The 18,037-nt window shown below is 61.5% G+C and carries 19 protein-coding genes and 1 pseudogene; 12 read left to right on the forward strand and 8 right to left on the reverse strand.

The window, feature by feature from the left end; genetic code table 11:
- Window positions 1-142 precede the first annotated feature (142 nt).
- A complete protein-coding gene (uppG, locus tag JZX88_RS09480) occupies window positions 143-1,222 on the reverse strand; it encodes a polysaccharide biosynthesis glycosyltransferase UppG (protein WP_065114011.1) in 1,080 nt (359 codons plus the stop codon).
- Window positions 1,223-1,224: 2 nt separating this feature from the next.
- On the reverse strand, window positions 1,225-2,292 hold the full coding sequence (uppI, locus tag JZX88_RS09485) for a polysaccharide biosynthesis UDP-hexose transferase UppI (RefSeq protein WP_065114012.1): 1,068 nt from the start codon (window positions 2,290-2,292) through the stop codon (window positions 1,225-1,227).
- A 212-nt stretch (window positions 2,293-2,504) separates the two neighbouring features.
- On the opposite strand from uppI, the gene uppH reads away from it, so the two are divergent.
- The gene (uppH, locus tag JZX88_RS09490) at window positions 2,505-3,416 is read left to right on the forward strand and encodes a polysaccharide biosynthesis endo-1,4-beta-xylanase UppH (RefSeq protein ID WP_246753458.1); all 912 of its coding nucleotides are present in this window, start codon (window positions 2,505-2,507) and stop codon (window positions 3,414-3,416) included.
- Window positions 3,417-3,424: 8 nt separating this feature from the next.
- Window positions 3,425-4,369: a polysaccharide biosynthesis UDP-hexose transferase UppJ gene (gene uppJ / locus JZX88_RS09495; protein WP_206913373.1), complete on the forward strand. Its 945-nt coding sequence runs from the start codon at window positions 3,425-3,427 to the stop codon at window positions 4,367-4,369.
- 24 nt (window positions 4,370-4,393) lie between these two features.
- Here uppJ and JZX88_RS09500 read toward each other — a convergent pair whose 3' ends face one another.
- Both JZX88_RS09500 and uppL read right to left on the reverse strand, forming a co-directional pair.
- Window positions 4,394-4,639: a hypothetical protein gene (locus JZX88_RS09500; RefSeq protein WP_206913374.1), complete on the reverse strand. Its 246-nt coding sequence runs from the start codon at window positions 4,637-4,639 to the stop codon at window positions 4,394-4,396.
- 265 nt (window positions 4,640-4,904) lie between these two features.
- Window positions 4,905-5,699 (reverse strand): polysaccharide biosynthesis UDP-hexose transferase UppL, encoded by a 795-nt coding sequence (uppL, locus tag JZX88_RS09505; RefSeq protein ID WP_206913375.1) that lies wholly within the window; start codon window positions 5,697-5,699, stop codon window positions 4,905-4,907.
- Between the two features lie 248 nt (window positions 5,700-5,947).
- Here uppL and JZX88_RS09510 point away from each other — a divergent pair, with 248 nt between their 5' ends.
- On the forward strand, window positions 5,948-6,157 hold the full coding sequence (locus JZX88_RS09510; RefSeq protein ID WP_003509414.1) for a hypothetical protein: 210 nt from the start codon (window positions 5,948-5,950) through the stop codon (window positions 6,155-6,157).
- Window positions 6,158-6,176: 19 nt separating this feature from the next.
- Here the strand turns inward: JZX88_RS09510 and uppM are convergent, their stop codons facing one another.
- Entirely contained in the window at window positions 6,177-7,808 is a 1,632-nt protein-coding gene (gene uppM / locus JZX88_RS09515) for a polysaccharide biosynthesis protein UppM (protein ID WP_206913376.1), read from the reverse strand.
- A 258-nt stretch (window positions 7,809-8,066) separates the two neighbouring features.
- On the opposite strand from uppM, the gene uppO reads away from it, so the two are divergent.
- The 3 genes from uppO to JZX88_RS09530 all read left to right on the forward strand — a co-directional run bounded on the left by uppO (window position 8,067) and on the right by JZX88_RS09530 (window position 10,377).
- Window positions 8,067-9,482, forward strand: a complete 1,416-nt coding sequence (uppO, locus tag JZX88_RS09520; protein WP_206913377.1) for a polysaccharide biosynthesis phosphomannomutase UppO — start codon at window positions 8,067-8,069, stop codon at window positions 9,480-9,482.
- Window positions 9,483-9,613: 131 nt separating this feature from the next.
- The gene (locus JZX88_RS09525) at window positions 9,614-10,015 is read left to right on the forward strand and encodes a group II truncated hemoglobin (protein ID WP_206913378.1); all 402 of its coding nucleotides are present in this window, start codon (window positions 9,614-9,616) and stop codon (window positions 10,013-10,015) included.
- Window positions 10,012-10,377, forward strand: a complete 366-nt coding sequence (locus JZX88_RS09530) for a DUF423 domain-containing protein (RefSeq protein ID WP_206913379.1) — start codon at window positions 10,012-10,014, stop codon at window positions 10,375-10,377. Before JZX88_RS09525 ends, JZX88_RS09530 begins: the two co-directional genes overlap by 4 nt.
- Before the next feature lie 6 nt (window positions 10,378-10,383).
- Here JZX88_RS09530 and JZX88_RS09535 read toward each other — a convergent pair whose 3' ends face one another.
- The 3 genes and pseudogenes from JZX88_RS09535 to JZX88_RS09545 form a co-directional block, all read right to left on the reverse strand.
- Window positions 10,384-10,671 (reverse strand): hypothetical protein, encoded by a 288-nt coding sequence (locus tag JZX88_RS09535; RefSeq protein ID WP_206913381.1) that lies wholly within the window; start codon window positions 10,669-10,671, stop codon window positions 10,384-10,386.
- Window positions 10,652-10,975, reverse strand: a pseudogene (locus tag JZX88_RS09540) (DUF2325 domain-containing protein); the annotation flags it as partial. The pseudogene JZX88_RS09540 and the gene JZX88_RS09535, both read right to left, overlap by 20 nt.
- Window positions 10,976-11,229: 254 nt before the next feature.
- Complete coding sequence (locus tag JZX88_RS09545; RefSeq protein WP_065114021.1) at window positions 11,230-11,871, reverse strand: TetR family transcriptional regulator C-terminal domain-containing protein; 642 nt, start codon at window positions 11,869-11,871, stop codon at window positions 11,230-11,232.
- 260 nt (window positions 11,872-12,131) lie between these two features.
- On the opposite strand from JZX88_RS09545, the gene JZX88_RS09550 reads away from it, so the two are divergent.
- The 6 genes from JZX88_RS09550 to JZX88_RS09575 all read left to right on the forward strand — a co-directional run bounded on the left by JZX88_RS09550 (window position 12,132) and on the right by JZX88_RS09575 (window position 18,019).
- On the forward strand, window positions 12,132-13,379 hold the full coding sequence (locus JZX88_RS09550) for a Zn-dependent hydrolase (RefSeq protein ID WP_206913382.1): 1,248 nt from the start codon (window positions 12,132-12,134) through the stop codon (window positions 13,377-13,379).
- On the forward strand, window positions 13,379-14,833 hold the full coding sequence (gene hydA, locus JZX88_RS09555; RefSeq protein WP_206913529.1) for a dihydropyrimidinase: 1,455 nt from the start codon (window positions 13,379-13,381) through the stop codon (window positions 14,831-14,833). The genes JZX88_RS09550 and hydA overlap by 1 nt, the downstream gene beginning before the upstream one ends.
- Window positions 14,830-15,264, forward strand: coding sequence for an NUDIX domain-containing protein (locus JZX88_RS09560; protein WP_065114023.1), 435 nt, complete (start codon window positions 14,830-14,832; stop codon window positions 15,262-15,264). The genes hydA and JZX88_RS09560 overlap by 4 nt, the downstream gene beginning before the upstream one ends.
- Before the next feature lie 5 nt (window positions 15,265-15,269).
- Complete coding sequence (locus tag JZX88_RS09565) at window positions 15,270-16,064, forward strand: ABC transporter ATP-binding protein (RefSeq protein WP_065114024.1); 795 nt, start codon at window positions 15,270-15,272, stop codon at window positions 16,062-16,064.
- Window positions 16,065-16,274: 210 nt separating this feature from the next.
- Window positions 16,275-17,150: an ABC transporter permease gene (locus JZX88_RS09570; protein WP_206913384.1), complete on the forward strand. Its 876-nt coding sequence runs from the start codon at window positions 16,275-16,277 to the stop codon at window positions 17,148-17,150.
- Window positions 17,147-18,019 (forward strand): ABC transporter permease, encoded by an 873-nt coding sequence (locus JZX88_RS09575; RefSeq protein WP_206913385.1) that lies wholly within the window; start codon window positions 17,147-17,149, stop codon window positions 18,017-18,019. The genes JZX88_RS09570 and JZX88_RS09575 overlap by 4 nt, the downstream gene beginning before the upstream one ends.
- Window positions 18,020-18,037: the final 18 nt, after the last annotated feature.

An 18,037-nucleotide genomic window follows, 5' to 3' on the forward strand; every position in this document is an offset into this window, starting at 1 on the left:
GCCCCACGGCCTCGCCGCGGAAGGCGGGCCGCAGCGCCTTAAAGCATGTCCAGTAAAGGTGCGTCGCGCGGTTTACGTCCGGAAAATGCGCGAGAACAAAGAGTTGGAGCGTCTTTGCGATTCCGGGAGAAACGAAAGCGCTCTAGGCCTTGGTGAAACGCTGCACATTCGCCGAGATCAGGTGGCGCAGCGCCTTCGCATATCGCTTGGAACGCGTCTTGGCCGCAAGCGCGCTGGTCCAGTCCACCATCGATCCGTTGATATCGAAATCGCCGAGCTGGCCTTCGGGAATATCGCCCTTCTCGATACGTTCGACGATGGTTCCGAGCGCCGCGTAGAATTCCGGCGAGCGATAGGGCGGATGCAGCGAATACATGCCCTTTCCCCTGCCGAGAAAATCCAGCCGGTAGACGCCGATACGCATCATATTGTCGCTCAGCACCTCCTCGGCCGGCATCGAGACCGGCTGCTGGTTATAGGCATAGGAGCGGATGCGCCGTTTGGCATCGGGCCGCAGCAGTTCCAGCGAGCCGACCCGCTTGGCGAAACGTTCCATGTCGATCATGAAAAGGCGGGTGGAAACGGTCGCGAAACGCCAGGTGGGAATGCGCGACGGCAGCTTGCGCGGTTCCGGAATATTCTTGACCCCCGGCATGCCGACATGGCGGGAGATATCGAGATCGCCGCGCACGGTCGGTGGCCCGGAAAACGGCGTGATGCACAGGGCATCGGGATTGGCCTTCTGCAGCGCAATCGCTTCGTCAAACCAGCTCTGGCTGCCGCCGCCGAACATCATGTCGCTGTCCATATGCAGCACATAGCGGGCATTGGCGCGCTTCAGCCCGTAGAAATAAACATGAAACGGCCCGCCATCGAAAGCCTTGGCGGGATAGGGGATTGGCGAGCGCGAAAAGAAGGTCTTTGCCACCAGGCTGCGTGCCGCGTCGCTGTAATCGACGATATCCACGTGGAGATGCGGATAGTTGGTCTGCATTTCCTCCAGCATGTCGAACAGGCGCTTGCTGGCCGCTTCGAAACCATTGCCCTTGTAACGGCCCGCCCCCACCTGTCCGGTATCAACAGTCAGGAGAATGCGATCCACCTGCCCGCCCCAGACGCGCAGCTGATGCGGCAGGGTAAGGGCCGCATGCGGAGCATCGAAGGGATGCAGATTGACCTGCAGCGCTTTCTGCACGGGAGGAAGCGACGTTTCAGCGCTCATAGTCATGCACCACGGTTCCGGAATTCATTGATGACGGCCATCATCGGTTTTTCGTTGAAGCTCCAGTCGAGCGGCAGCGGCCGGTTCGCCGTGCCGTCCCGGCGGGGATAGGCCCAGCGGATCCAGCTGTATTGATCCGATATGCCCCAGGTGGTGATCGAGGAAAGCGGGCCGCCGGCCGAGGCCGCCTCCAGAAAATCGCGCACCTGAGCGTTGATCAGCATATCCCTTTCCGCCTCTGGCCCGGGCAGCGTCTGATCCATGACATCCAGTTCCGTCACCAGAATGGCAAGGCCGTAACTGCGCATTTCCGTGGCAAAGGCGGCAAGCTCGTCCTTGGCGATCGGCCAGCCGCCGCGCAGATGCCCCTGCAGGCCGATGGCGTTGATCGGCGCACCCTTCTCAAGCAGTTCGAGAATGAGGTTGCGGAACGCCGCGCGTTTGGCCGGTGATTTTTCGACGGCGAATTCCACGTCATATTCGTTGAGAACGAGCTGCGCCCTGGGGTCGACCGAATGGGCGATATCGAAGGCCTTCTTGATGGCGTCCGTGCCCGCGCCATAATACCAGGCGTCGCGCCGCGCGCGTACATTGCCGGGCACGTCGGGGATCGGCTCATTGACCACGTCCCAGCTGCGGATCACGTCCCTGTAACGCTCCATCACCCTGACGATGTGGTTTTCCATAAGCTTCTCGACCTTCGCGCCGCCAATGCCGGCAAGCCAGGGCGCGTTGGAGGCATACCAGATCAGCGGATGGCCATGCATGGACAGCTTGTGCTGGCGTGCGAAATTGGCGAGCGCATCGGCGGCGGCAAAGTCGAAGACCTCCTCCGAAGGCCGCATGACTTCCCACTTCATTTCGGTGACGGGGGTGATGCGCGAGCAATATTTCACCACCGCCTCGCCGATACGGCTGTCGGCATTGAGATCCGGCAGGTAAATGGCGGCGCCGTAGGGCGCGGTCTTGGCAGTCGCTTTCTTCTGCGCGGCAAAGGCCGGGTCGGCCATGGCATGCAACAGGCCGGCACTTGCCGCACCGCCGAGAAAATTCCGCCGCCCGATCCGCATTCACCCGCCTCCGCAACCCGAACGCATCCGCGTCCGAATGGACGCAACCGCGCTCTAATTCTCAAAACATAACATCTCGATCATGCCAAAAGGATATTAAAGATTTGCAAGGTTAACCGACGCTATACCACGTCATAATTGGCGAGACCCGTTTAATCCGGTAGTAACTTCGCTGTGCGAATTCTTGGCCCACCCTCATGGAGTTGAAAGTCTTGGTTTCCGTTTCGATTGTCATTCCCGTTCGCGATGGCGAGCGTTACATCGTGGAAGCGATCGAAAGCGTGTTGCTGCAGGGCGAGCCGATCCGCGAGGTGCTGGTGGTCGATGACGGCTCCACCGATACCACCGCGCAGAAGGTGGAAGGTTTTTCCGATCCGCGCGTCAAGCTTTTGGCCCGCCCGCAGGGCCGGCAGGGCGTTTCCGCGGTGCGCAATTTCGGCCTGTCGCAGGCACGCGGCGAATGGACGATGTTTCTCGATGCTGACGACCGCCTGAAGCCGGGTGCCATTGCAGCCCTTTGCGCCGGCATTTCCGGGCCTGATGTCGTCGCCATCTACGGCGATTACGAGCGCATCGACGAAAACGGCGCAAAGATCGGTCGGCGCAACCTCATCCGCCGCCGGGAAAAACCTGACGGTTTCATTCTCCAGCCGCTGCTTGGCGGAAACTTCATCGTCAATGGCGGCATCATGCTGGTCAGAACCCGCATCTTTCAGGACTTCGGCGGTTTCGACGAGACGTTGCGTTATGCCGAAGACTGGTACGGCTGGTGCAGGCTGGCCGCCGCCGGCCGCTTCGTCTACCTGCCCGGCCGCCATGTGCTGGATTACCGGGTGCACAGGACGAGCGTGATGATGAACAGGCTTTTGACCTTCCGGGATTGCGAACCGGCGATCGAGGCGGTGTTTTCCGATCCCGCCATCGTCGCCGCCATTCCCCCGCAGGAGCTGCAACGGCTCCGGCGCCGATCCGAAAACCACATGAATGCCTATACCGTGGCGCAGGCTTTCCGTGCCCGCCGGTACCGTGAGGCCATCTCGGCGCTTGCCGATACCTTTCTCAATCGCCCGCGCCAGAGCCTCAGGGCCATCGTTTTTTCCGCCGCAGCGCTTGCCGGAATTTAGGAGTTTCCATGCCCGAGATCATGCCGGAAGCAGTCGTGTGCATTCCGAGCTTCCGCAGGCCGGAAGGCCTGCGAAAGACGCTCGCATCGCTGGAGGCCCAGAAGGTCGACTTCCCCTTCGCCATCGTCGTGGTCGACAATGATGGCGCGGGCCAGCAGGGCTTCGCCGTGGCGCGCGCGTTTTTCGCCGAAAGCGGAATGGCCGGCCAGACCCTTGTCGAGCCGACGCAGGGCAATTGTTACGCCATCAATACCGCCTTCCGCACCGCCCGGCAGAGCTATCCTTCCGCCCGGTGGTTCCTGATGATCGATGACGACGAGGCCGCCTCGCCCGCCTGGCTTGCCGAAATGGTGTCTGCGGCAAAATCCTTCGACGTCGATATCGTCGGCGGGCCGGTCGACCGGGAATTCGACGCACCGGCGTCAAAAGCGGTGCTGTCGCATCCGCTGTTCGGCTCCATCGAAGCGCCGACCGGTCCCGTCGAGCAAATCCACGGGTCCGGCAACTGCCTGATTTCACGGCGGGTTTTTGAAACCCTGCCAAAACCGGAATTCGACGTGCACTTCAATTTCCTTGGCGGCGGCGATATGGACTTCTTCACCCGCTGCCGCAAGGCCGGCTTCCGGTTCGCCTGGAATGCGAGAGCCCTCATCATCGAATATGTGCCGGAAAGCCGCATGGCGCCGCGCTGGATCATGGAGCGCTCGCTCCGCACAGGCATCATCAATTACGGCATTGACCGCGCCCGCCGCCCCGGCCTGAAGGGCGGACTGCTGCTCGCCGCCAAAAACGTCGTCAGCCTGTGCCTGTCGCTCGTCCGCGCCGTTTCCGCCTTCCTGAAAACCGGCGCGCTGCTGCCCGCCACGCATCCGCCGCTGATGTCCATCGGCCGCGTCATGGCAAGCCTCGGCATCACGCTTACGCCCTACAAGGCGCCGGTAAAAAAGACCTGATATCCCCCGCGCCAACCAGCTATTTCAGCCCAGCGTCTTTTCACGGCCCAGCGCAATGGCACTCATGCGTTTCTGGATACCGAAGGACGAAAGGAAGGTCGCCAGAATGAGGAGCGGCACGAGGATCGGCCAGAAAAAACAAAGGACAATACCGGCCATCCGATAAAAATCCCATTCCCGGTCGCGGCGGGCACCTTCAATATAGGTCATGGCGAGAGAGGTAACGGTGCCGATCCCATAAACAAAAAGAGAAATGGACGTAATCACCATCGCTGTCCTCAAATATCTCTGATTTGAATAAATTTATAATATTGCCCCAGTGTAGCGCCGTCGCGCGCAGTTGCAACGAATTTCGGCGGCAAGACGCATCGATTCAATACGTTAGGGTCGTCTCATATAGTCTGTCGGCGAGGCCGGCCGCTTTCGCGGCGCAGCGCCGAACGGCGGAAGCGATGCAACCGTCGAAAATCGGCATCGCAGGCAAAGCCGGGAAAGGCGAAAGCCTTCCCCTCTCCGCTGTCCTGGCGACGCGCCCCTAGCGACCCGCCGACCCGCGACTGTGTTTCAGCAGGGAGTAGATGGCGATCGGATTGGTCAGCAGATAACGTTTGCCGAGACGTCTCGGCTCGAGCATGGCCCGGTAGAGCCATTCCAGCCCCATATCCTGCATCCATTGCGGCGCCCGGCTGTTCTTGCCGGCGAGAAAATCGAACAGGCCGCCACAGGTCTTGACCACCGCAACGCCGGAAAGCCGGTCCAGATGGCGCGAGACGAAACGCTGCTCCAGCGGTATGCCGAAGCCCACCCAGAGAATATCAGTCCGCGATGCGGCAATGTCGGCAAGGACCGCCTCTTCTTCGCTCCGGCTGAAATAACCGTTGCGCCGTCCGGAAAAGACCAGACGCGGATAGAGCCTTTGCATTTCCTCGACCGCGGCGCGATTGACCTCTTCGGAGCCGCCGAGGAAATAAAACCGCGCACCCGTCTCTTCGGCGCGGCGGGCAACGGCGTGAACGAGGTCCGTCGTCGCCACGCGTTCCCTCAGCGCCCTCGAGCAGAACTTGCGGGAAAAGATCACCAGCGACATGCCGTCGGCATGAATCTGGTCCGCCTGCCGCAGCATGGCGTCGAATTCTTTGTCGTGATGGCAGAGCGCGATGACCTGCCCGTTGGCCGAGGTCGAATAAAATGGCCGGGCGCCGGGCGCACGCGCCAGCCCCGCCCTCAGGATGAAATCCTCAGCCGTTTCTTCGATCGTCGCATCGGTGATGGGCAAAGCCGCAAGCGGAATAACGGGCCAGGGTTTATTCGGCCCTTTCACATCCGGCATGTCTCTCCCTGTCATAATCTGTCCGGTGTCCAAGATAGGCATCGTTTCACTGTTATAATCACGCTTATGCTTAGGGTATAAGGCTTCAAACACTACGAAGAACTATCATTAATATTTTTATAAACCCGACGTTTGAAGCGGACAATTCACACGCCCGAAGGTTGAAATCCCTTCGCCCCTACCTATTCCGGTTTGCCGGACGATGGGGTAAGGAACGGCGAAACCACGCCACAGAAAAGGTCAAGGCCATGGAAACCATATCGATCGACAACCGCGGCGATTTCGGCCTCTGGGCAATCGAGCGGGCAAAGGAAATCGTCGCCAACGAGGCGTCCGATCTCGCCATCTCGGTTCGCGACGGCGACGAAGCCGGCATCCGCGATGCCGGCAATGCGCTGGGTGCGGCCATCGCCGCCGCCCTGCTCGAAGTTTATGACGGCCTGATTTCGGAAGAATAGGCGCGACGCGATTGCGCCTTCAGGCGTAATGCACCGGGCTTTCATCATGGTCGTCCCGGCGCAGATAACGCAGGAGCCCCAGAGCCACGGCAATGCCGAGGCCAAGGAACAGCCCGCCGGCCCCACCGGCGATCAGGAAGGTCAGCTTGCCCGGCGGCCAGCTTCTGGAATTGGGCGCGACCGGCTGCGAGATCACCCGCACATTGGTGGAATCGATCGACTGCTGTTCGGCAAGCTGGCGTGAGCGGGTCAGGTAGGTCTCGTAGATCGCCGCCGCCGAACGGGCGTCGCGTTCCAGATCCCGAAGCCGCACCTGCGCCTCGTTGTCGGTAAAGACATTGGCACGCTCCGCCACGGCCTTCAGCCGGAGCGCATCGAGCGAGGAACGGGCTTCGGCGACATTGGTTTTGGCCGCCTGCAGAATGCGCCGCGCCTCGTCCGCCATGCCGCGTTCCAGCATGGCGCGCTCCGCCCCTGCGGTCGCCAGCCGCGGATGGCGTGCGCCATAGGTCAGTGTCATCGCGCCGATCTGCTGTTGCAGGGTGCTGTATTGTGCCCGGATGGTGTTCATGGTCTGGCTGTCGAAGATGGCGTCGCTCTGCGTGCGGTTCTGGGCAATCGCCGCCTCCATCTGCTTCAGCCGCGATTCTTCCTGGATGACACGCTGCTGCGCCGCCAGAACCTGCGCATTCAGCTCACCCGAGGCGAGATTGCTGACCAGCTGGCCGTTATTTTCCTGAAGACCGTTCTCCCGGCGGAAATCCGCCACGCGCTTTTCGGCGGCGGTGACATTCTCGCGCATTTCCTCCAGCCGCTTTCTCAGATCGTCGACAACGCGCTGGCTGCTGTCGGAAGTTGTCTGAAACAGTTCGCTTTCGAAGGCTTTGACGATGGCCCTGGAAACAGTCACGGATTTCTCGGCATCATTGGTCCAGACCGCAAGCGTTACCACGAAGGAGCGCGGATCGCGCTCCGCAGCCACCCGGTCGCCAAGGGAGCGCAGCGCGCCGACCCGGTTGTCGCCGTCTTCCGGCGCCGACGAAAACATCGACTTCAGCCGGGCAAGCGGCGGCGGGCTGATGAATTCGGCATCCTGATCGAGCTTCAGCTCATCCACCACCCGCGCCAGCACGTTGCGCGAGGTGATGGTGCGCAGCTTGCTTTCCACTTCGAGAATCTGCGTGTCGCGCTGCTGGCTCGGCGAAAACACGCCGTCATTGACCACGTTGAGGTTGGACGGATTGACGACGATATCCGTATAGGCCGTGTAGCGCGGCGGCGTCATATAGGCATAGGTGAGTGCCGCCGCGACGCAGAGGATGATGGCAAGCACGATCCAGACGATGCCGTCGCGCAGCCAGACGATGACGTCATCCACTCCGATCCTGTCGATATGTTTCAGACCCGGCAGCGCTGTCGCCAGACTGCCGCCCGGCGAGGCAGATCTTGCCGGCCTCTCGGCCGGAACCGGCTCGGCAGCCGGGGCAACGGCCGGTTTCGGCTCCAGATGCTCTTTCAGCACGGTACGTTCGAAAACCTCGTCCTCATCCACCAGATCATCCAGCAGGGAACCGTGGGGTCTGGCGGCGGGCGCCGTCTTTTCTTCAAGCGGACGTGCCTGCTTATGTCCCGCCTTTTGAAGCCTGTACATCAGCCAATCCAACTCGAACGAACCACAAAAAAGGCCGGCAACAGATGATTCCCATTGTCGCCAGAGCCGCTATCGACGGAGAAGTTTAAATATGACGGGTGAATTTTAGGTTACCCGCATCATTGTCGCAATCATCGCCCATTCAGGGCCAGCATGAAAGAGATGATTGACTTGAATGGATCGATACGGTTCTTTCAGCCGTTATATTTTTGTATTATCCATTTGAACCTCAAAGATTTTATCGAAACGGAGTTTGGCATGAGCCTGAAATTTGGAACGAGCGGCCTTCGTGGCCTCTCTGTCGATCTGAAAGGAAAAGCCTCGGCCGTCTATGCCACGGCATTTGCAAGGCACCTTCTCGCATCGGGTCAGGCAAAGGCGGGCGATCCCATTCTCGTCGGCCGCGACTTCCGCGATTCGAGCCCGGATGTTTCCGCCACCTGCATCGCCGCGCTGAAAAAGGCGGGCCTTACCCCGCTCGACTGCGGCACGGTGCCAACACCGGCTCTGGCGCTTTACGGCCTGTCGCTGAAGGCGGGCGCGCTGATGATCACCGGCTCGCATATCCCGGCCGACCGCAACGGCATCAAGTTCTACCGCCCGGACGGCGAAATCGACAAGCAGGACGAGACGGCGATTGCCGCTCTTGCCGCCGAAATCGAAGCGGAAGGCATCAGCGACGAGGCGGCGACCGCCGAAGACCATTCCGCCACCGCAGCCGAACTTTTCTACGAGCGCAACATCGCGTTGCTGCCGGAAAAGGCGCTTTCCGGCCTCAGGATCGGCGTTTACCAGCACAGCACGGTGGCGCGCGATCTCTTTGTCGACGTTCTCGCCCATTATGGCGCCGACGTCGTTGCGCTTGGACGCTCCGAAACCTTCATCCCTGTCGATACCGAGGCGGTCTCGCCGGAAACGCTGGCCCTTCTCAAAAAATGGTCGCCGGAGCGCGGTCTCGACGCCATCGTTTCCGCCGATGGCGACGGCGACCGTCCCCTGCTGACCGATGAAAACGGCGTGCCGCTGCGCGGCGACCTCATCGGCCTGATCACCGCCAATTTCCTCGGCGCCGGCGTGGTCGTCACCCCCGTCACCTCCAATTCCGGCATCGAGGCCAACGGTTCGTTCGACGTCGTCCGCACCAAAGTCGGCTCCCCCTTCGTGATCGCGGGCATGGCTGAGGCGCTCGCCGCCGGCAAGAGCGGCGTCATGGGTTTCGAGGCCAATGGCGGCCTGCTGACGGCTTCCGCCTTCACGCTCAACGGCAGGGCGCTTTCGCCGCTGCCGACGCGTGACAGCTTCCTGCCGGTTCTCGCCGTGCTGCTTCTCTCGGCCGAACAGAAGAAGCCGCTGTCGCAGATTGCCGCAGCCTACAACCTGCCGGTCGCCGCCGCCGACCGTCTGGAGAATTTCGCCCAAGAAAAAAGCACCGCCCTGATGACGCATCTGCGCGCGTCGCGCGATAATCTCGAGGCCTTCCTCGCACCGGTCGGCACCGTGAAAGCGCTGAGCGACATCGACGGCCTGCGCGTGGCGCTGACCGACGGCAGCACCATCCACTTCCGCCCTTCCGGCAACGCGCCCGAAATGCGCTGCTACGTCGAAGCCGCCAATCAGGATGCGGCCGAAACGCTTCTGAACAAGGGGCTCGATCTCATCCGCAATTTTGGGTGACGCTTTGCGCGATGCCGGGCTCAGGCCCGGCATGGTCCCGAGACTGTCGCAAATGTCGCACCCCGTCATTGCCCTGTTGCTCTTCCCGCTTCGCAGAGCGATAAGGACCGCAGGGCCAAAAGAGGCGGATGATGAGCGGCGAGACCATTACCCTTTATGAAGCGATCGGCGGCGATGCGACCGTCAAGGCCCTGACCCGGCGCTTTTACGAATTGATGGATACCCTGCCGGAAGCGGCGCGTTGCCGCGCCATTCACCCTGCCGATCTTTCCGGCAGCGAGGCAAAGTTTTACGATTATCTGACGGGATATCTTGGCGGACCGCCCGTCTATGTCGAGAAACACGGCCATCCGATGCTGCGCCGCCGCCATTTCGTCGCGCCCATCGGCCCTGCCGAGCGGGATGAATGGCTGCTTTGCTTCCGCCGCGCCATGGACGAGACCATCGAGAACGTGAAGCTGCGCGAGATCATCTGGGCACCGGTGGAGCGGCTGGCTTTTCATATGCAGAATCAGGAAGCGGAAAACTCATGACCCACGACGGATTGCGCGCCTTCATTCTGCTGCTCGGCGGCCTTCTGGGGGCTGCCGGCGTCATGCTTGCCGCCGCCGCCACCCATACCGGCGAGACCTATATGCTGGGCAATGCCTCGGCCATGGCGCTGGCCCATGCCCCGGTGCTGGTGGCACTCCATATCGGTGCGGACCGTATCAGGACCGCCATTCCGGCCGGCCTGATTCTCGGGTTTGGCACCGCGATCTTCGTCGGTGATCTCGTCCTCAGGCATTTTTCCGGCCACAGCCTGTTTCCCTTTGCCGCGCCCACGGGCGGCCTCGGCATGATCGCCGGATGGCTGGTGCTCTGTGCCGGGGCGTTTCTGAAACCGAAGGGTTGAGCGGTCTTAGCGCCGTCTCCAGCAAAACGACAGGATATTGCGGCCCTCTGCTGCCGCCGTGCCGACAACGAAGGCCGGCGCTTCGCCGGGCTGGCGGGTACGCAGATGCGGAAAGGTGACGACATTGCCGCCCTCTGCCGCCGCGCGGCTGCGCCGCTCCCGCTCGCCGACAATTTCATATATTTCCGTCAGCACCGGGTCGGCGGCCTGTTCGGCCATCTTGTGCAGCTCCACGCGGCTGGCTTCTGCCGCCGCGGGCTCTTCATCGTGGAAATTATTGCGCTCGTCGCTCATCGCCGGAGGTCCGTTCATTCATCGTCTGCAGCGCCCGCTCCAGACTGGATTTGCTGCCATTGCGCAGCGGAATGAACGTCTTGCCGAATTTCTTGCAACCCGACTTCACCCGCAGACACGCATCGTGGCTGATACAGTCGATCGGGCAGAAAACGCAGTCGACGGAGGGAAGCACGGTGTCGATGCGCGATACCGCCTCGCGCAGGCCGCCATCGTGGTGGATCAGCTCCGCGCCGAAATTGCTGGCGATCTGGCGAAGATGGGCAACCTGACAGTCACGGCCGCCGACATAAAGAAAGCTTTTCGGGCCGGAAAGCTGCTGTTCGACCACATCCCGTTCGGTCTGAGATGCGCCCTTACCCTGCTTGCCGCCGCGTTCGGCCTTCTTCTTTTCCTTGCGTGCCATTCCCTCACCTGCCGGTTGATTTTTCCATTGCCCCGATAAGCGGGATGGCGGCACCATAATAAAGATGAGTTTTGGAGTAAAGTATAAAGGTGATAATTTTTCTCATGTTTTAGCGCGAGAACCCGATCACATATTCGCGAGAACCGCCGCGCTCAGCCGTTTATCCGCAATCCGCCCATGAAAAGCTGCTCCAGATGCCGGGCCGCATCCTCGAAGCGGCCGTCGCCGCCATTCTGGTCACCCAGCACCGCCCGCACCTGCACGTCGAAATCCGCATAATGCTGCGTGGTCGACCAGATAGAGAAGATGAGGTGGTAGGGGTCACATTTGGCAATCCGCCCGGCCTTCACCCAGGCACGGATCACCTCCGCCTTTTCATCCACCAGTTGTTTGAGAGGCCCTTTCAGCTCATCCTCGATATGCGGGGCGCCCTGCAGGATTTCATTGGCGAACAGCCGGCTCTCCCGCGGAAAATCGCGCGACATTTCCAGCTTGCGGCGAATATAGGAGCGAATCTCGCTTTCGGGATTGCCTTCGGCATCAAAAGCGCGCAGCGGGTCGAGCCATGTATCCAGCACCCGCTCGATAAGCGCGCGGTGCATCGCCTCCTTGGTGCGGAAATAATAAAGCACGTTCGGTTTCGACATGCCGGCCGCCTCGGCAATCTGGTCTATGGTGGAACCACGAAAGCCATTGATGGAAAAGACACTGAGCGCGGCCTCAAGAATAGCTTCCTGCTTCTCTTCCTGAATGCGGGTCCGCTTCTGTGTTTTCGCTGCTCGCGGTATGGCCATTCTCTGCTCTCTGTTTCTTTTCGGTGCAATTGCCGTTACAGCATGATTAAAAAATAATCGACGCGTACAGTTTAGGCAAAATTACTGCGATTTGTCACGAAAGTCCCTTGCTGACGCCATCGCGAATTTGCATTGTTTACCAGCCGGTCAATTTATCCACCATCGCCAGCACAAGGCAATGGCTGTTATCTTAGCCGGCAAAAACGGGAACGGCACAAGCTTTGCTTCGATAAAAACAAAACAGGTGAGGACGACACTTCATGACGGCGGGTAAGAACTTGACGGTCAACGGCGACCGTCTGTGGGACAGTCTGATGGACATGGCGAAGATCGGCCCCGGCATCGCCGGCGGCAATAATCGCCGCACACTGACGGATGAGGATGGAGAAGGCCGCCACCTGTTCAAGCGCTGGTGCGAGGCAGCAGGCCTGACGATGGGCGTCGACCGCATGGGCACCATGTTCGCCACCCGCGCCGGTGAGGATCCGGACGCGCTTCCCGTTTATATCGGCAGCCACCTCGACACCCAGCCGACCGGCGGCAAGTTCGATGGCGTGCTCGGCGTGCTGGCCGGGCTGGAGGTGGTGCGCAGCCTGAATGACTTGAACATCAAGACCAAACACCCGATCACGGTCACCAACTGGTCAAACGAGGAAGGCGCACGCTTTGCCCCGGCCATGCTGGCGTCAGGCGTCTTCGCCGGCATCCACGATCTCGACTATGCCTATGGCCGCACGGATACCGACGGCAAGACCTATGGCGAGGAGCTGAAGCGCATCGGCTGGCTGGGCGAGGAGGAGGTCGGCGCACGCAGGATGCACGCTTATTTCGAATATCATATCGAGCAGGGACCCATTCTGGAGGCGCAAGGCAAACAGATCGGCGTCGTCACCCATTGCCAGGGCCTGTGGTGGCTGGAAGTGACGCTGACCGGCAAGGAAGCCCATACCGGCTCCACCCCGATGGCCATGCGCGTCAATGCCGGTCTTGCCGCCGCCCGCATTCTCGAAAAGGTGCAGGAGGTGGCCATGGCCCACCAGCCGGGTGCCGTTGCCGGTGTTGGCCAGATGATCTTCACACCCAATTCCCGCAATGTGCTGCCCGGCAAGGTGGTTTTCACCATCGACCTTAGAACCCCCTCACAGGCGAAACTCGACAGCATGCGCGCCATCTTCGAACGCGAGGTGCCGCAGATCGCCGAAGAACTCGGCGTCGGCTGCGTCATCGAAGCCATCGGCCATTTCGATCCGGTTACCTTCGACCCCGTCCTAGTGGGCCGCGTGCGCTCCGCCGCCGAAAAACTCGGCTACAGCCACATGGACATCATCTCCGGCGCCGGCCACGATGCCTGCTGGACGGCAAGGGTCGCCCCCTCCACCATGATCTTCTGCCCCTGCGTGGGCGGGCTTTCCCACAACGAGGCGGAAGACATCTCCCCCGAATGGGCAGCCGCCGGCTGCGATGTGCTGCTGCACGCGGTGCTGGAGACTGCGGAGATCGTCGAATGATTGCCACCATCATCAAAAACGGCACCATTGTCACCGCCGATCTCACCTACAAGGCCGATGTGAAGATCGAAGATGGCAGGATCACCGAGATCGGACCGGATCTGACGGGCGGCACGGTACTCGATGCGACGGGATGTTTCGTCATGCCCGGCGGCATAGATCCGCATGTGCATCTGGAAATGCCTTTCATGGGCACCTATTCCGCCGATGATTTCGAAAGCGGCACGCGCGCGGCGCTTGCCGGCGGCACCACCATGGTGGTGGATTTCTGCCTGCCGGAACCCGGCCAGTCGCTTCTCGATGCCTTGCAAAGATGGGACAACAAGGCAACCCGCGCCAATTGCGATTATTCCTTCCACATGGCCGTCACCTGGTGGGGCGAGCAGGTCTTCGATGAGATGAAGACGGTGGTTCGGGAAAAGGGCATCAACTCCTTCAAGCACTTCATGGCCTATAAGGGCGCGCTGATGGTGAATGACGACGAGATGTTCGCCTCCTTCTCGCGCTGCGCCGAACTGGGCGCCATTCCCTTCGTGCATGCGGAAAACGGCGATATCGTCGCGCAGATGCAGGAAAAGCTGATGGCGGAAGGCAATACCGGGCCGGAGGCGCACGCCTATTCCCGCCCGCCCTCGGTGGAAGGCGAGGCCACCAACCGCGCCATCATCATCGCCGATATGGCCGGCGCCCCGCTTTACGTCGTCCACACATCCTGCGAACAGGCGCATGAAGCGATCCGCCGCGCCCGCCAAAACGGCATGCGGGTTTATGGCGAACCGCTGATCCAGCACCTGATCCTTGATGAAAGCGAATATGCCAATGCCGACTGGGATCACGCCGCCCGCCGGGTGATGTCGCCGCCCTTCCGCAACCGGCAGCATCAGGACAGCCTCTGGGCGGGGCTGGCCTCCGGCTCGCTGCAATGTGTGGCGACCGACCATTGCGCCTTCACCACCCAGCAGAAACGCTTCGGTATCGGCGACTTCCGCAAGATTCCGAACGGCACCGGCGGGCTCGAAGATCGCATGCCGCTGCTCTGGACCCATGGCGTGGCGACCGGCCGCCTGACGATGAACGAATTCGTCGCCGTCACCTCCACCAACATCGCCAAGATCCTCAATATCTATCCCAGAAAAGGCGCGATCCTCGTCGGCAGCGATGCCGATATCGTCGTCTGGGACCCGGCGCTTACAAAAACCATCAGCGCGGCAAACCAGCAGTCGGCCATCGATTACAATGTATTCGAAGGGCAGAAGGTGAAGGGCCTGCCGCGCTTCACCCTCTCGCGCGGCCTCGTCAGCGTCGAGGAAGCCACCATCGAAACCCAGCCCGGCCACGGCCAGTTCGTGGCCCGCGATCCTTATCCCGCCGTCAGCCGCGCACTTTCCACCTGGAAAGAGCTCGTTTCGCCGCGCCGGGTGGAACGCAGCGGCATTCCGGCATCGGGTGTATGACCATGAGCACTGAAACGAAACGTGAAATTCTCATCGCCGCCGCCATTCTGCTCAACGAGAAGCGGCAGATGCTTGTCGTGCGCAAGCGCGGCACGACGCAGTTCATGCAGCCGGGCGGCAAGATCGATCCGGGCGAAACGCCGGAACAGGCGCTGCGCCGCGAACTCGCCGAGGAAATCGGCCTGACGTTGCCTGACCATGCGGTTCGTTACGAGGGTATTTTCCGGGAAGAGGCCGCCAATGAGCCGGGAGCCGATGTCGTCGCCCATGCCTTCACCGCCAGACTGCATACCGAGGTCATGCCGCAGGCGGAAATCGAGGAAGTGCGCTGGCTCGATCTCGACCATCACCCCGGCGTGATGATCGCCAGGCTCACGGAAACCCAAATGCTGCCGCTGGCGCGCGCGGCGCTGACGGAAAGCGACAATTAGCCAAGATGAACCAGGCCTCTCCCTATTCCGTCGTTTCCGCCAGAAAGCTGGGCCTCACCTTCGAAACGGGGGATGGCCCGGTCCACGCGCTGTCCGATGTCGATCTGGAAGTCGGCAAGGGTGACTTCGTCTCCTTCATCGGCCCATCGGGCTGTGGCAAGACCACCTTCCTGCGGGTCATCGCCGATCTCGAAAAACACACGTCCGGCGACATCACCGTCAACGGCACGACGCCGGAAAACGCCCGCAGGGACCGCTCCTACGGTTATGTCTTTCAGGCCGCCGCCCTTTATCCCTGGCGCAGCATCGAAAAGAACATCGCCCTGCCGCTCGAAATCATGGGCTATGGCAAGGCCGAGCAGCGCGAGCGCATCGAGCGCACGCTCGATCTCGTCAACCTCAACGGTTTCGGCAAGAAATATCCCTGGCAGCTTTCCGGCGGCATGCAGCAGCGCGCCTCCATCGCCCGCGCTCTCGCCTTCGATGCCGACCTGCTTTTGATGGACGAGCCCTTCGGCGCACTGGATGAGATCGTGCGCGATCACCTCAACGAACAGCTGCTGAAACTCTGGGATACGACCGGCAAGACCATCTGCTTCGTCACCCATTCCATTCCCGAAGCGGTGTATCTCTCGACCAGGATCGTCGTCATGTCGCCCCGGCCGGGCCGGGTGACGGATGTGATCACATCCACGTTGCCGCGGGAAAGGCCGCTCGAGATTCGCGAGACGCCGGAATTTCTGGCGATTGCGCATCGGGTGCGGGAGGGGTTGAAGGCGGGGCATAGCTATGAGGGGTGAGGTCCGCGCCAGTATTACCCCCCTCTGCCCTGCCGGGCATCTCCCCCTCAAGGGGGGAGATCGGCAAGAGGCGCACTCCCCTCTTAATTCTCGAGCCTTGAGATGGCCGAGACCCAACCACGAGTCGATCTCCCCCCTTGAGGGGGAGATGTCCGGCAGGACAGAGGGGGGTAAACCGCACCCTCAAAGTGAGCGACGGAGCGAAAACCCATGACCCTCCTCCGCCACCGCATCCTTCCCATCCTCACCGTCCTCCTCGTCATCCTCATCCTCTGGCACCTCGCGGTCATCTACCTCAACATGCCCTTCGCCCGCGATCAGGCCACCCGCGCCGGTCAAACGCCGGGCTTCCTCGAACTCCTGCCGCAAACCTTCGCACAGGAGCGCCCGGTCCTCCCCGCCCCGCACCAGATCGTCGCCGAACTCTGGGATACCACCGTCAACAAGGCGATCACCTCCAAGCGCAGCCTCATCTACCACGCCGGCGTCACGCTTTCGGCCACCCTGCTCGGTTTCGCCATCGGTGCTGCGCTCGGCATCCTGCTTGCCGTCGCCATCGTGCATAACCGCGCCATGGACCGCTCCGTCATGCCGTGGATCATCGCCAGCCAGACCATCCCCATTCTCGCCGTCGCGCCGATGATCATCGTCGTCCTGAACTCCATCGGCATTTCCGGGCTGCTGCCGAAAGCGCTGATCTCCACCTATCTTTCCTTCTTCCCCATCGTCGTCGGCATGGTGAAGGGTCTCACAAGCCCGGAGACGATCCAGCTCGACCTGATGCACACCTATAATGCCTCGCCCGGCCAGATATTCTGGAAGCTGCGCTGGCCCTCGGCGCTGCCCTATCTCTTCACCTCGCTGAAGATCGCCGTCGCCATCGCGCTGGTCGGCGCCATCGTCGGTGAATTGCCGACCGGCGCCGTCGCCGGGCTCGGCGCGCGCCTGCTTTCCGGCTCCTATTACGGCCAGACGGTGCAGATATGGGCGGCGCTGTTCATGGCCGCCGGTGTGGCTGCCATTCTGGTATCCATCATCGGCATCGCCCATGCCGCCGTTCTCAAGAGAATGGGTGCCCGGCCATGACCCACCCCGGCTGGTTTTTCGGCGCGATCCTGTTCTGGCTTGCCGCCTGGGCCTTCAACGAATGGCTGGTGCGCCGCCACGTCTCCACGCTAGCGGCAAAGCGCATCGGCCGCATCGCCGTGCCGCTCCTTTTCGGGCTGGCCATCCTCGCGCTCTGGGAAGGCGTGGTGCGCGGTTTTTCCGTGCCGCCCATCCTCTTGCCGGCGCCCAGCGCCATCCTCGCGCGGCTCGCCGGCTCCCTGCCGATCCTCTGGGCCGATTTCCGCCAGACCTTTCTCAAATCGGTACTGACGGGTTATGTGCTCGGCTGCGGCCTCGGCTTTGCCGTCGCCATTCTCATCGACCGCTCGCCTTTCCTCCAGCGCGGGCTGCTGCCCATCGGCAATTTCGTCTCGGCTCTGCCGGTCGTCGGCATAGCACCCATCATGGTCATGTGGTTCGGCTTCGACTGGCAGTCGAAGGTCGCCGTCGTCGTCATCATGACCTTCTTCCCCATGCTGGTGAACACGGTGCAGGGGCTTGCCGCTTCCAGCCACATGGAACGCGACCTGATGCGCACCTATGCCGCCGGCTGGTGGCAGACATTGGTGAAACTGCGCCTGCCCGCCGCCTGGCCGTTCATCTTCAACGCGCTGAAGATCAATTCCACGCTCGCCCTGATCGGCGCCATCGTCGCGGAATTTTTCGGCACGCCCATCGTCGGCATGGGTTTCCGCATCTCGGCGGAAATGGGTCGCAGCAATGTCGACATGGTCTGGGCCGAAATCGCGGTCGCCGCACTCGCCGGCTCCGGCTTTTACGGTCTGGTGGCGCTCGCCGAGCGGGCCGTCACCTTCTGGCATCCGTCCGTCCGTGGGGGACGAACGTAAATAACGAAAAAGGGAACA

The sequence above is a fragment of the Agrobacterium sp. OT33 genome (assembly GCF_017313365.1).
GTDB classification, from domain to species: domain Bacteria; phylum Pseudomonadota; class Alphaproteobacteria; order Rhizobiales; family Rhizobiaceae; genus Agrobacterium; species Agrobacterium rhizogenes_A.